Origin of the sequence: Asticcacaulis solisilvae (assembly GCF_052327315.1) — a bacterium.
Taxonomy (GTDB): domain Bacteria; phylum Pseudomonadota; class Alphaproteobacteria; order Caulobacterales; family Caulobacteraceae; genus Asticcacaulis; species Asticcacaulis solisilvae_B.
In genome coordinates, this window is the sequence record NZ_CP166196.1 from 721,985 (window position 1) to 734,194 (window position 12,210).

General features: G+C 64.0%; 12 protein-coding genes. 8 read left to right on the top strand and 4 right to left on the bottom strand.

Annotated elements, in window-relative coordinates; translation table 11 throughout:
• Positions 1–159: 159 nt before the first annotated feature.
• Complete coding sequence (locus tag AB8717_RS03315) at positions 160–564, top strand: response regulator transcription factor (RefSeq protein WP_443749611.1); 405 nt, start codon at positions 160–162, stop codon at positions 562–564.
• Between the two features lie 16 nt (positions 565–580).
• A complete protein-coding gene (locus tag AB8717_RS03320) occupies positions 581–1,015 on the top strand; it encodes an EamA family transporter (RefSeq protein ID WP_443749612.1) in 435 nt (144 codons plus the stop codon).
• Between the two features lie 3 nt (positions 1,016–1,018).
• On the opposite strand, the gene AB8717_RS03325 is transcribed toward AB8717_RS03320, so the two are convergent.
• Complete coding sequence (locus tag AB8717_RS03325; protein WP_443749613.1) at positions 1,019–1,543, bottom strand: hypothetical protein; 525 nt, start codon at positions 1,541–1,543, stop codon at positions 1,019–1,021.
• Between the two features lie 132 nt (positions 1,544–1,675).
• Entirely contained in the window at positions 1,676–2,266 is a 591-nt protein-coding gene (locus AB8717_RS03330; protein WP_443749614.1) for a TetR/AcrR family transcriptional regulator, read from the bottom strand.
• Positions 2,267–2,403: 137 nt separating this feature from the next.
• Between AB8717_RS03330 and AB8717_RS03335 the strand changes: the two genes are divergently transcribed.
• The 3 genes from AB8717_RS03335 (at position 2,404) to AB8717_RS03345 (ending at position 3,771) form a co-directional block, all read left to right on the top strand.
• Positions 2,404–2,820, top strand: a complete 417-nt coding sequence (locus AB8717_RS03335; RefSeq protein ID WP_443749615.1) for a 4-oxalocrotonate tautomerase — start codon at positions 2,404–2,406, stop codon at positions 2,818–2,820.
• A 258-nt stretch (positions 2,821–3,078) separates the two neighbouring features.
• The gene (gloA, locus tag AB8717_RS03340) at positions 3,079–3,465 is read left to right on the top strand and encodes a lactoylglutathione lyase (protein WP_443749616.1); all 387 of its coding nucleotides are present in this window, start codon (positions 3,079–3,081) and stop codon (positions 3,463–3,465) included.
• Between the two features lie 75 nt (positions 3,466–3,540).
• Positions 3,541–3,771, top strand: a complete 231-nt coding sequence (locus AB8717_RS03345) for a hypothetical protein (protein ID WP_443749617.1) — start codon at positions 3,541–3,543, stop codon at positions 3,769–3,771.
• Here AB8717_RS03345 and AB8717_RS03350 read toward each other — a convergent pair.
• Entirely contained in the window at positions 3,768–4,448 is a 681-nt protein-coding gene (locus AB8717_RS03350; protein WP_443749618.1) for a DUF1223 domain-containing protein, read from the bottom strand. The two genes, AB8717_RS03345 and AB8717_RS03350, sit on opposite strands and share 4 nt — an antisense overlap.
• Before the next feature lie 388 nt (positions 4,449–4,836).
• Between AB8717_RS03350 and AB8717_RS03355 the strand changes: the two genes are divergently transcribed.
• From AB8717_RS03355 to AB8717_RS03365, 3 genes are all read left to right on the top strand, one after another.
• A complete protein-coding gene (locus tag AB8717_RS03355) occupies positions 4,837–6,126 on the top strand; it encodes an adenylosuccinate synthase (protein ID WP_443749619.1) in 1,290 nt (429 codons plus the stop codon).
• A 261-nt stretch (positions 6,127–6,387) separates the two neighbouring features.
• A complete protein-coding gene (locus AB8717_RS03360) occupies positions 6,388–7,371 on the top strand; it encodes a nucleoside hydrolase (RefSeq protein WP_443749620.1) in 984 nt (327 codons plus the stop codon).
• Complete coding sequence (locus AB8717_RS03365) at positions 7,368–8,852, top strand: carboxylesterase/lipase family protein (protein WP_443749621.1); 1,485 nt, start codon at positions 7,368–7,370, stop codon at positions 8,850–8,852. The genes AB8717_RS03360 and AB8717_RS03365 overlap by 4 nt, the downstream gene beginning before the upstream one ends.
• A gap of 57 nt (positions 8,853–8,909) precedes the next feature.
• Here the strand turns inward: AB8717_RS03365 and AB8717_RS03370 are convergent, their stop codons facing one another.
• Positions 8,910–11,972, bottom strand: a complete 3,063-nt coding sequence (locus tag AB8717_RS03370; protein WP_443749622.1) for a TonB-dependent receptor — start codon at positions 11,970–11,972, stop codon at positions 8,910–8,912.
• Positions 11,973–12,210: the final 238 nt, after the last annotated feature.

Below are 12,210 nucleotides of genomic sequence, written 5' to 3' on the forward strand. Positions count from 1 at the left end.
CCCTATGGTGAAGCCTGCCCCGCTAAGGATCAAAGCGGCCCGCCCCGGGAAACATAAGGAAGCGATGGCTTTGGCCGGGTGCCACCGCAAAGGCGCATCGCACTTTTATTGCATCGCTGCGTAAGCTTCCGGCAACGACTCTCACCCGGAAACGCTGCCATGACCGCCAAGCGCAAGATTCTGATCGTCGAGGACGATCCAGGCCTTCGTCACGTCCACGAAATCTTCTTCAACTACAAAGGCTTCGACTTTTCAGCCTTGACTCGTGGCGAAGGCGCCGTGCAGCAGATCCAGACCGAGGGCTACGACGTCGTCATTCTCGACCTCGGCCTGCCCGACATGGACGGGCTCGACATCCTCAAGGCGTTGCGCGAAGTCTCGGACGTGCCGGTGATCGTCATGACGGCGCGCACCGACACCCAGACCATCCGGCAATGCGTGGCCCTGGGCGCCAACGACTATCTCAACAAGCCGTTCCGCCCGGAAATCCTGCTCAGGCGCGTCGAGGCCGTGCTGGCCAATCCGGGCGCGCGCATGAAGCCCGAAGTCGTCGGCAGCCTCTGAGCCTTTCGGGGACGTCGTGAAGACCCTGATCAACGCCTGGCCGTTCTGGGCCGTCCTGTCGGCCGTGTTCGCCGCCCTGACCGCCGTCTTCGCCAAGGTCGGGGTCGGCAGCATCAATTCCGACATGGCGACCTTCATCCGCACCCTGGTGATCCTGGCAGTGGCGGGACTGATCCTGGCCGTGTTCAGGGAATGGCAGCCCGTAGGCTCCATATCCGGCCGGACATGGATGTTTCTGGTGCTGTCCGGGCTGGCGACCGGCGCGTCGTGGCTGTGCTATTTCCGCGCGCTCAAGCTGGGCGAAGCCGCCCGGGTCGCGCCGGTCGACAAGCTGAGCGTCGTCATGGTCGCCGTCTTTTCCGTACTCTTCCTCGGCGAGCGGCTAAGCCTGCCCAACTGGCTGGGCGTCGGCCTGATCGCCACAGGCGCGGCGCTTGTGGCGGTGCGGTGAAGCTTATTGCGACGCCGAATCCGCGTTGTCTTCCCAATAGCGTTCGGTATCGAACTCGCACAGGATGACCGGCGGCGTTTGCTGCGCCAGCTGAACCTTGCCGATAAAATCATGGCATTTCAGCATATTGTCGGGATCGCCACCATCGGGTTCGACCGACAGCAGGACCTGGGGCTGGCCGTCACGCGTCTGCGGCAATTTCGATGTGTCGATGGGCTCACCCTTCAGGTGCATCTTGCGGGCATTGCCGGAGAAGTTCCAGTTCTCGTCGCCCAGGAAGATGCGGCCCAGCTTGTCGGCCTGGTCCATATGGGCCGGGGCGGCGTCGCCATAGTACCAGGCGTCGACGGTCAGGCCGGCGCCGCTTTTCTTCAGTGCGGCCTCGGCCTTGGGCGATATCCTGACGGTGATGTCGAACGCATAGGTGCCGGGCTTGGCCAGGACCGGCTTGTGTTCCTGGCTGCAGTTGGCCAGGGCGACGACCAGCGGCAGCACGGCCAGGCCCTTGGCGACAGTCGAAAGTTTCATGAATTCCCTCCCTCGAAGACGCCAGCCTATCACGGAAAGGGCTACCGCGGCCATGACGATTTCCGGGCGCGATTTCCGGGCGCGATTCCGGAAGCCAGGCGGTTCCGTATACAGGTACGCGCGTTTGGAGCGCTATCCGGCGGCCTCGCCCGCAACCGCCAGGGCGCTTTGACGCAGGCCGGCGGCGATCGCATCCGACGCGCCCGGGTCGGATACGGACCGCGCCAGCGTTACGCCGCCGGTCAGGACCGACAGAAGCGCCCACGCACGTCCGCGCCGGTCGGCTGCCTCGCCGCCGACAAGGCCGTCGGCCACCGCCGTCACCACCTGATCGACGTGAGACTGGAACAGGACCTTGGTTTCCTCCCCACTGCGCTGCACTTCCGGTGTCAGGCTTTGCAGGGCGCAGCTGTCGCCCATGTCGCACGTGCGCTTGGGGCCGAGATAGAAATCGACGAAGATATCGAGCCAGGCCGCACCGTATTCCGCGCGGAGCTTCAAGATATTGTCGCGCAGCTCGTCGAGCCCCGCCACGACCGCTGCCTTGAAGGCGACGTCCTTCGAGCCGAAATGGCTGTACAGCGCGCCCGACGTGACCTGGGCTTCCTTTGCCAGGCCGTCGACGCCGATACCGCCATAGCCGCTTTTGCGGAAGCCCCGGCCGACGGCCGCCAGAAGTTTCGCCTTGGCCTCTTCGCGGTGGCCGGGTCCGTATCTCGACATGTGTCCTCATTAAATAGCGATCGCTATTTTATCATTGACTCGATAGCGATCGTTATAATAATTACATAGCGATCGTTATTCAACGGCGCGAGAGCCCCCGGTATTCCGCCGGCGGCAAGAATTATGTGGAAACAGCTATGCCTCTACAATTGATCCTTACGGAAGGTGTCCTGCCGGAAGGCCAGGAGAAGGTGGCCTTTGTCCGTATCGCCGAAGCCATGCTGAAATGGCACGGCCTGGCCGACAATCACGCCATGCCGCCCAATGTTATCGGCGAATACCACGTGCTGCCGCGCGACCGGACGTTCAGCGGCATGAAGCCCGCGCCGATCGCCGTCGTCGAATGGAAGGTACCGGCGTTCGCCTTCGCCGACCGCAATGTTCAGATCGGCTATTTCGACGAGGTCACCACGCTGATCCACGACATGTCGGGCGGCAAGCACCCCAGGGACCACGTCTTCATCAACGTCGTGCACACGGTCGACGGCGCCTGGAACTGGGGCGGCAAGGCGCTAACCAACGATGAGATCAAACAAAAGGTCGCGGCGGGCTGACCGTGGCGGGCGGCGCCTGCCTGGGCGCCGCCGTCTATTCCAGGAACGAAACCATGCTGAAAATCCCATCCGAAACCCCCGGTAAAGGCTTGCCCAGGCGTGCCGTGCTGGCCGGCATCGCAGCCCTTACTATGGCGGCCCGACCCGTCGTCCGATCCGATGACGCCACGCCCGGGCGGACGCCACCCGAGCCTGTCTTTTCGTTTTGACGGCGGCCATCCCGTGGACCCCTTTGCGTCTTCCCGGATGCTGCACACCATGCTCCGCGTCGGCGACCTCGACCGGTCGCTGGAATTCTATGTCCGGATTCTGGGCATGCGGTTGTTGCGGCGGCGGGACTTTCCGCAAGGCCGGTTCACCCTGGCTTTTGTGGGCTATGGCCCGGAGGCGTCGTCGTCCGTCGTCGAGCTGACCCATAACTGGGACCGGCGCGGCTATGCGGCCGGCGACGCCTTCGGCCACATTGCCATCGAAGTGCCGGACGTCTTCCTGGCGGCGGCGTATTTGCGGGACTGCGGTATTCCGATCGTCAGGCGGCCCGGGCCGCTGGCCGGTGATCCATCGGACGTCATCGCCTTCGTCGAAGACCCTGATGGATACCGGATCGAGCTTATCCAGAGAAAGGCGCGAGAGCAGGGGGATTGAAGCGGACCTTCCGCATCGAATCCCTATATCGGCTGTGCTGTGTAGCGATCACCAACCCTCAGCCGGAGCAGAGCCGTGAACGAAGAGATTACCCAGGAAGAGGCGGATTATCTCCGCGTGCGCACGGCTATCGACGAAGCCTTGGGCGGCGACCTAAGCGAGATCGACGCCGGGATCATCCTCGGCGCTCTGGTCGACGTATCTCTGGAGCTGATCATGGCCGGTGACAACCTCAGCGAAAAGGAAGCGATCGAGACCCTGGTCGCCACGCTTCAGGAACTGGCGGCGGATACGGGCGAAGGCTAAAGCCCGCGGGCCGCGACGATCGGGCCGCCCTTGCCGTCCTGCACCAGGATGGCCTCCGCAAGGCCCGTGGGGGCTGCGGCGCGGGGGAAAGACGCAGCGGCGCCGTGCCAGTCGCCCAGGCGGATCAGATCCCGCACGATATGCCGGTGGGGCAGGGTACGTCCGGTGTTTTCTCCGGCCGATATCGGAACGTCCAGCGTGCCCGGATTGTAGCGGACCAGCCAGACGGTGCCGCGGCCCTGCCCCGCACCAACCGTGACGGCTGTGGGGGTGGCGGCGATATCGGGCTCCGGCGCGGTGCGGGCGTAGCGGCTGAGAGCCGCGCCGACCTCGGCCTGCGTCACGCCGTTGATGAAGCCCCGGCCATTGATGATCATCTGCGGCGTCTGGACGCCCTGGCGGTGGGCGCCGGCGGCGTAGTCGTACTGGCGTTGCGTGAAGGCCGGCGTGGCAAAGCGGTCCTTCCAGCCGAGATAATCCCAGTAGGTGACGGAAAAGCTGAGCGTCAACAGGTCCTTGCGGTCTGCCAGCCCGTTGAGCACGGCGTTGGCCGGCGGACAGGACGAACAACCCTGGCTTTGGTAGAGTTCGATCACCTGCTGATGGTTGGGGACGGGGGCCGAACACGCGGCCATTGGGCTAAAGGCCGCCAGGGTCAGGATGGTCCGCTTTATCATGGTAGGGCTCCTTCGTCTTTGTCCTGAGACTACGACGGAAAGCGCGGTTCGGTTACAGGTTTCGGTGGGTTCGAATGCGTCGTTCCGCGTCTTGAGCTCGCCCCGGCCAATCGGTATTGTCCCGCCACCCCGACAAGGCGTTGCGGGCGGCGGTGCTGAAAAGGTACTCCCAGGGTTAACTGGCGATTGGCGGGGTGTTCGCACGCGGACTTGCGATCGGAGAAAGAAGAGCCCTTGGGGACCGCCCATTCCTCCGATACTCCTCCGCCTTCGGAAGAGTTCTCTCTCAGCGAACTTTATGGGGTTACAAGCCGCGATTCCTGCTCTATAGGGTGCCACCGTTTGTGGCCGGCCTCCCCCTCATGCTGGCAGATAGCGGAGAATTCTCTTGGCAAATGTGACTGTGATCGGCGCCCAGTGGGGCGACGAAGGCAAGGGCAAGCTGGTCGACTGGCTGTCCAATCGCGCCGATGTCGTCGTCAGGTTCCAGGGCGGCCATAACGCGGGTCACACCCTGGTCGTCGGCAATCAGGTCTATAAACTTTCGCTGCTTCCGTCGGGCGTCGTCCAGGGCAAGCTTTCGGTCGTGGGCAACGGCGTCGTCATCGACCCGTGGGCCCTGTTCGACGAAATCGCCCGCGTCGAGGCGCAAGGCCTGAAGATCACGCCCGAACTGCTGGTCATCGCCGACAATGCCTGCCTGATCCTGCCGCTGCACCGCGAGCTCGACATCGCGCGCGAAGCCGCCGCCGGCGCCAACAAGATCGGCACGACAGGCCGCGGCATCGGCCCGGCCTACGAAGACAAGGTCGGCCGCCGCGCCATCCGCGTCGCCGACCTGGAAGACCTCGACGCCCTGGAAGGCAAGATCAACCGCCTGTTGACGCACCACAACGCCCTGCGCTCGGGCCTCGGCCTCGCCGAAGTCGATGTGGCAGCACTTGTCCAGTCCCTTAAAGACATCGCGCCGCGCCTGCTGAGCCACGCCCAGCCCGTCTGGCACGTGCTCGACAAGGCCAAGCACGAAGGCAAGCGCATCCTGTTCGAAGGCGCACAAGGCGCGCTGCTCGACATCGACCACGGCACCTATCCCTTCGTCACCTCGTCGCACACCGTCGCCGGCCAGGCGGCCGCCGGTTCGGGCATGGGGCCGAAGAGCGTCGGCTACGTGCTGGGCATCCTCAAGGCCTATACAACGCGCGTCGGCTCGGGCCCGTTCCCGACCGAGCTGTTCGACGAGGTCGGCAAGGGCATCGCCGAGCGCGGCCATGAATTCGGCACTGTCACCGGCCGCGCCCGCCGCGTCGGCTGGCTGGACGCTGTCCTGGCGCGCCAGTCGATCGCCATCAACGGCATCGATGGCATCGCGCTGACCAAGCTCGACATCCTCGATGGCATCGAGACGATCAAGGTGTGCGTCGGCTACAAGGTGGGCGACAAGGTCCTCGACTACATGCCGGCGGGCTTCAAGGCCCAGGCCGGCATCGAGCCCGTCTACGAAGAGATCGAGGGCTGGAAGGAAAGCACCAAGGGCGCGCGCTCGTGGAAGGACCTGCCGGGCAACGCGGTCAAGTACGTCCGCCGCATCGAGGAACTGATCGGTGCGCCGGTGGCCTTGTTGTCGACCAGCCCCGAGCGCGAAGACACCATCCTGATGCGCGATCCGTTCCAGGATTAAGCCTTCCTGCACCTCCCCGTTTTCGAAGAAAATGGGGAGGGGGACCGCACGAGCGAACCCTTGTGAAACAAGGGTGAGAGAGATGTGGTGGTGGGGTTTCTTGCTTTCTTTGAACCGCCTGTGGTCGGAAGGAAAGCAAGAATCCCCACCACCACCCTTCGCTAACGCTACGGGCGGTCCCCCTCCCCATCGCTTCGCGACGGGGAGGTGCAAAAGTGTTGGAAATCCTCTAACCTCCGCCCGAAACAGGGAGCGGACGGCATGACGGAAGCTACGCGTCGGGGACTTATCGCAGGTATCGCAGCGCTGATCGCCACGACGGCGGCAGCAAAACCGCAAAAGCCCATTCCCGTCATCTTCCACACCGATATCGGCGGCGACGTCGACGACACCTGGGCGCTGCTGTTTTTGTTGCGAAGGCCTGAGCTCGATCTGAAACTGGTCGTCACCGAGGGCAGCAACGCCGTCTATCGCGGACGGCTGGTGGCGAAGCTGCTGACCTTGGCCGGGCGGCACGATGTGGCGATCGCCATCGGACCCGACGGCCGTGACGATCAGGCCGCCCAAAGCGCCTGGATCGGCGATTTCAAGCTGTCGGACTATCCGAAAGCCGTCACGACCGACGGCGCGAAGGCGATGATCGACCTGATCATGGCGTCGAAAACGCCGGTCACCATCATCGGCACGGGACCGGCTACCACAACCGCCGAAGCGCTGAAACGCGAGCCCCGGATCGTCAAAAAGGCGCGCTTCGTCGGCATGTTCGGCGCTGTGCGCCAGGGCTACGCGCCCGGCAGCGCCCCCGAGGCCGAGTATAACGTCAAGTGCGACCCCAGGGCGCTGCAGACCGTGCTGTCCGCCGGCTGGCCGTGCGCCATCACGCCGCTCGATACCTGTGGCCGTTTTATCCTGAACGCCGCCGACATGGCCGCCGTTTACGCCAGCACCGACCCCTTCGCCCGCGCCGCCGTCGCCAACAGCGAAGCCTGGTTGCCCAACGCGCCGTGGATGGCCAAGGGTTTCGACCTGAAGCAACACAGCTCGATCCTGTTCGACGTCGTCGCCGTCGCCATGGCCTATGACCTGGGCGCGCTCGTCATGGAGACCCTGCCGATCGCCGTGCGCGACGACGGCATGACGGTGATCGATCCCAAGGGGCATCGCATTCAGGTCGCTACCGGCTGGCGCGATCTCGACGCTTTGCGCAAAAGCCTGGTGACGACCCTGACGGAGAGACCCGCATGATCACGATGCTTATGGCCGCAGCCCTTGTGGCCGCGCCCGTCCACCTCAAACAGGGCGACGTCACCGGCGTCGTGCAAAAGCAATCGACGGCCTATCTCGGTCTGCCGTTCGCCGCCGCGCCGGTCGGAGACCTGCGCTGGAAAGCACCGCAACCGGCCCCTTCATGGCGCGGCGTAAAGGCCGCCGACCATTTCGGCTCCGACTGCCGTCAGGGTCTCAGTCCCAACGGCCTGGGCCCCTGGACGGCGGAATACCAGCCGTCGGGCCCGGTCAGCGAGGATTGCCTTTATCTCAACGTCTGGACGCCCGCCGCCCCGGGAAAGAAACGGCCCGTCATGGTGTGGATCCACGGCGGCGCCTTCACCGGCGGATCGGGCGCGGTGCCGATCTATAACGGAGCCGGACTTGCGGCCCACGGCATCATTGTCGTCACCATCAATTATCGCGTCGGCGTCTACGGCTTCCTGGCGCATCCGGAGCTGACGGCGGAATCGGGCACGTCGGGCAATTACGGCCTGATGGACCAGATCATGGCGTTGAAGTGGGTGCGCGACAATATCGCGGCCTTCGGTGGCGATCCCAACGCCGTCACTGTGGCGGGGCAGTCGGCCGGCGCGGCCTCGGTCCACGACCTGATGATGGCGTCGGATGCGAAAGGCTTGTTCCGTCAGGCCATAGCCGAAAGCGGGTCCAGTATCGGCAGCTTCATGGCGCCGCGCGCCGATGCGGAAACGGCCGGGGCGCGGCTGGGCACGCTGGCGGACCTGCGCAAACTCAGCCCCGATCAACTGGAAGCCGTTGCCGCCAAGGCCGGCACGCGGTTCGCGCCCGTCGTCGACGGCGCGGTCGTGCCCGCCGAGGATGAAATCAACGCCGTGCCGATCCTGACCGGCATGACGGCCAACGAGACCAGCTCCAACGGCTTCTTCAGTCCGGATACGCTGACGCCGGACGGCTTCCGCCAGCAGGTCGGCGACGCTTACGGGCCGCTGGCGGCGCAGGTGTTGAAACTCTATCCGCCGGGGACCAGCGATGCCGAGGCGAAAGCGTCACGCGACGCGCTGGCGCGCGATCGCGGGCTGGCCTCGCTCGACCTGTGGGCGGAAAAGCGCCTGAAGGCGGGTGGCGGGAAGGTATTCGCCTATCTGTGGACGCACCCCGAGCCGGGACCCGAGGCGGCGCGCTACAAGGCCTTCCATTCGTCGGAAATGCCCTATGTCTTCGGCACGCTCGACGCGGCGCCCCGGCCGTTCACGGTCTATGACCGCAAGCTGTCGATGCAGATGCAGCAATGGTGGGCCAACTGGGTGAAGTCCGGCGATCCGGACGGCAAGGGTGGCCTGTGGCGGCCGTTTACGGCGAAGGCGCGGATGATCACGGTAATCGGCGATACGGTGGTGACGCGGCCGGTCCTGCCGCCGGAGACGCTGAAACTGTTCACGGCGCAGGCGGCGCGCGGCGGCAAGATGGGCATTTTCTAACGAGACAAAAAAAGGCCCGCGGGAGCGCGGGCCTTGAAGTTGGGAGTTCGTCGAAGTCTAGAAAACGTACGACGCGCCCAGGAAGAACTGGCGGCCTGTTGTGGAGTAGACGCGTTGCGCGCGGCGGGTCTTGCCGCTCCACTGGTCGGCCTTCTGGTCGGTCAGGTTCAGCCCGTCGAACTTGATGGTCAGGGCCGGTGTCAGCTTGTACGAGGCCGACATGTCGACATTGGTCGTCGCGTACGACCCGAAGGCGTCGTTGACCCCGGCCTTGAACGGGAAGCTGACGATATACTCGTCGCGATAGGCGACCGAGACGCGGGCCGAGAACTTCGAGTCGTCGTAATAGAGCGTGGCGTTGACCGAGTTGGGCGACACGTTCTGGAACTGGTCGTGGGCGACGACCGGCGTGGTGCCCGACGTCAGGTAGTAGGTCTGCTCGGACTTGACATAGGTGTAGTTGAGCAGTGTGCCGAAGTTCTTCCACACGCCCGGCAGGAAGGTGAAGGGCTGCTGCCAGTTGAGCTCCAGGCCCTCGATATAGCCGCCCGGCGTGTTGAGCTGGGTCGTCACGGTGAAGTTGTCGCTGGTCGTGACCGGCGCCGTCAACAGGCTGGCGGGCAGGCCGGTCTGGCTGTAGGGCTCGATGACCGTATAGGTCTGGATGTTGGTGCCGACGTCCTTGTAGAACAGGGCTGCCGACAGCACCGCGCCCGTTTCCGGATACCATTCCAGGCTGAGGTCGTAGTTCTTGGCGCGGAAGGGGTTGAGGTTCGGATTGCCGATGGTCGCGGTCTGGGCGCCGAAGGTCGAGTTGACGGAACCGCCCGGCGTCAGATTCAGCAGGTAGGGCCTGGCCATGACCTTGGCGAAGGCGAAGCGCGCCACCAGGGTGTCCGTGATGTCGAGCGAGGCGTTCAACGACGGCAACAGGTCGTTATAGCGATGCTCGGCCCCGACATAGGATGTGGCCGAGGTATAGCCGCCAGCCTTCATGTCGGTCTCGACATAGCGCACGCCGATATTGCCGCGCAGGCGCTTGCCGCCCAGGATGGTGGTGTCGAAATCGGCCTGGACGTAGGCGGCGGTGTCGTCTTCCTCGACGCCGCGGTTATTGCCGAGCGCGGTGGCGTAGCTGAGCGTGAAGTCACCGTACTTGTTGGCGCAGTTGCACAGGATTCCGACCTTGTCGATATAGGCCTGGACGTTGGGCACCACCCACGAGGTGACCGAGCCCGATGGCATGCCAAGGCCCTTGCCGAAACCATTGACGGTCTCGCTGAGTGGTGCCGAACCCGGGAAATCGGCGGCGAACCGGGCGAAGTTGAAGGTGGCGTAACCGCCCGGCGTACAGGCCGTATTGGTGGCGCTGTAGGCGGCATTGTTGGTGGAGGTACAGGCCAGCGGCGGACCGTTATTGGCGAAGAAGCGCTGGGTCTGTTCGGACTTGGTCGAATAGGACTTGATCATGAAGCCCGACTTCAGCGTCCAGGCCGAGTTCAGCACGTATTTGAGGTTGCCTTCCAGCGAGCCGACATTGTTCGACAGGCGAACCTGCGTCACGCGGATGTCGGGCGTCAGGCCCGTCCCGGCATTGGTGAAGGTGACGTTGGCGGGGTTGGTGACGTCATAGCCGTAGTTGATGAAGGGCGTCTGGACGCTGTTGCGCGAATCCCAGACATAGCCATCCTTGTTGAAGGCGTCGTACGACATCAGCACATCCCACGGCTGGTTGAAGTCCGAGCCGGCGTGGCCGAGCTTGATATTGTAGCTCCAGCGGTCGTTGATCGTCTGGTCCAGCGTCAGGGCGATCGAGTGCGTCTTGGTCGTGGTGTGGCTCTTCTCCTCGATATGCTTGATATCGACATTGTTGAGCTTCATGTAGTTGACCTGGCCGTTGGCGTCGACATTGACGTCCATGATCTGGCTGTCGACGCGGCCGGCAAACAGCGGAAACGCCGCCGACGCCCCGTTGACGTTGCGGTTCAGGCTGGCATTCGACAGGGCGTAGTCCAGGCGGTCCTGGTCGAACTGCGAATAGACGATGTCGAGCCCGACCCGGGTATTGTCGTCGGGGCGCCACTGGTACGAGTTGGTGATGCCGAGGCGCTTCTGGTTGAGCGTGAAGCGCCCGAGGCCGGGGTTGCGCGGCAGGAAGACGTTGGGCTGGTTGATCTTGGCATAGGCCACCGGATCGGAGGGCTTGCCGGAGAAGCACTGGTTGGCGGGGCGGTTGCCGGTGCCGGACAGGGCGTTGACATACGGAATGGCCGTGTTGATGACCTGGCTGCCGGGCTCGTTCGGATCGTCGACCGCCAGGCCGCAGAAGCCGTTATTGGCGTCGGAGAAGTCGGACTGCGAGGTGTCGGAATAGCCGTCTTCCTGTTCCAGGCGCGTCGAATAGGCGATCGAGAACAGCGCCCCGACCTTGCCGAGCTTGGTGTCCCAGGTGTCGCTGATCAGGCCGGCGATGCGCGGTGAGGTCGAGCCGTTATTGTCGTAATAGGCGGCCTGGGCCGACAGCGCCCCGCGCAGACCCGGCTTGTCGAAGGGCTTGCCGGTCTGCAGATCGACCGATGCGGCCAGCGAGCCTTCCTCCATCTCGGCCGATTGCGACTTGGCGACCGTGACGCTGTTGAACAGTTCCGAGGCGAAGGTCGAGAAGTCGAAGCCGCGTGAGCGGTTGATACCGGCGACGACACCGAGCGTCGAACCCGTGGTGGCGGAATAGGCCTCGATGCCGTTCAGCGTGGTGCGCACGAAGTCGCCGCCCAGGCCGCGAATGGTGATTTCACGGCCTTCGCCGCCGTCGCGGGTGATCGACACGCCCGGCACGCGCTGGATCGATTCGGCCAGGTTGGCGTCGGGGAAGCTGGCCATGTCGTCGCCCTTGATGACGTCGACGATCAGGTCCGACTTGCGCTTGGTCTGGATCGCGCTCTGCACCGCCTTGCGGTAGCCGCGCACGACGACAACGTCGGAGTCGTTCGACGCCGCCTTGGCCGCGGGGGCGTCCTGGGCCGACGCCACGGCGGGCAGGGTGCACAGGCCGGCCGCCAGGGCCAGTATCGCCAAAGAGGTCTGACCTCTTTGGATGGATTTCAGGGTATTCCGAGTCATGGTCAGGGTCCTCCGCAGCGCGACATGGGCGCCATCATTTTGTTTTTTGGGATTTTTGAGTACGCGAACGCTTACGCGACCGAATCTGGCCTAGCCAGTTTTACGCATGGGGCGGATCATGACGAAAACGCCACATTCAATCATAAATAATCAAATTTACGACGATAATGCAAAGGAAATTGCACAAATGTGATCAATTGTAACTGAAATTCCAACAGAAACGGTTGGGCGGTGCGCG

Coding starts and splice junctions, on each gene's coding strand:
- AB8717_RS03370 (WP_443749622.1), bottom strand. CDS start 11,972: ATGACTCGGAATACCCTGAAATCCATCCAAAGAGGTCAGACCTCTTTG.
- AB8717_RS03335 (WP_443749615.1), top strand. CDS start 2,404: ATGCCTCTACAATTGATCCTTACGGAAGGTGTCCTGCCGGAAGGCCAG.
- AB8717_RS03350 (WP_443749618.1), bottom strand. CDS start 4,448: ATGATAAAGCGGACCATCCTGACCCTGGCGGCCTTTAGCCCAATGGCC.
- AB8717_RS03360 (WP_443749620.1), top strand. CDS start 6,388: ATGACGGAAGCTACGCGTCGGGGACTTATCGCAGGTATCGCAGCGCTG.
- AB8717_RS03365 (WP_443749621.1), top strand. CDS start 7,368: ATGATCACGATGCTTATGGCCGCAGCCCTTGTGGCCGCGCCCGTCCAC.
- AB8717_RS03325 (WP_443749613.1), bottom strand. CDS start 1,543: ATGAAACTTTCGACTGTCGCCAAGGGCCTGGCCGTGCTGCCGCTGGTC.
- AB8717_RS03315 (WP_443749611.1), top strand. CDS start 160: ATGACCGCCAAGCGCAAGATTCTGATCGTCGAGGACGATCCAGGCCTT.
- gloA (WP_443749616.1), top strand. CDS start 3,079: ATGCTCCGCGTCGGCGACCTCGACCGGTCGCTGGAATTCTATGTCCGG.
- AB8717_RS03330 (WP_443749614.1), bottom strand. CDS start 2,266: ATGTCGAGATACGGACCCGGCCACCGCGAAGAGGCCAAGGCGAAACTT.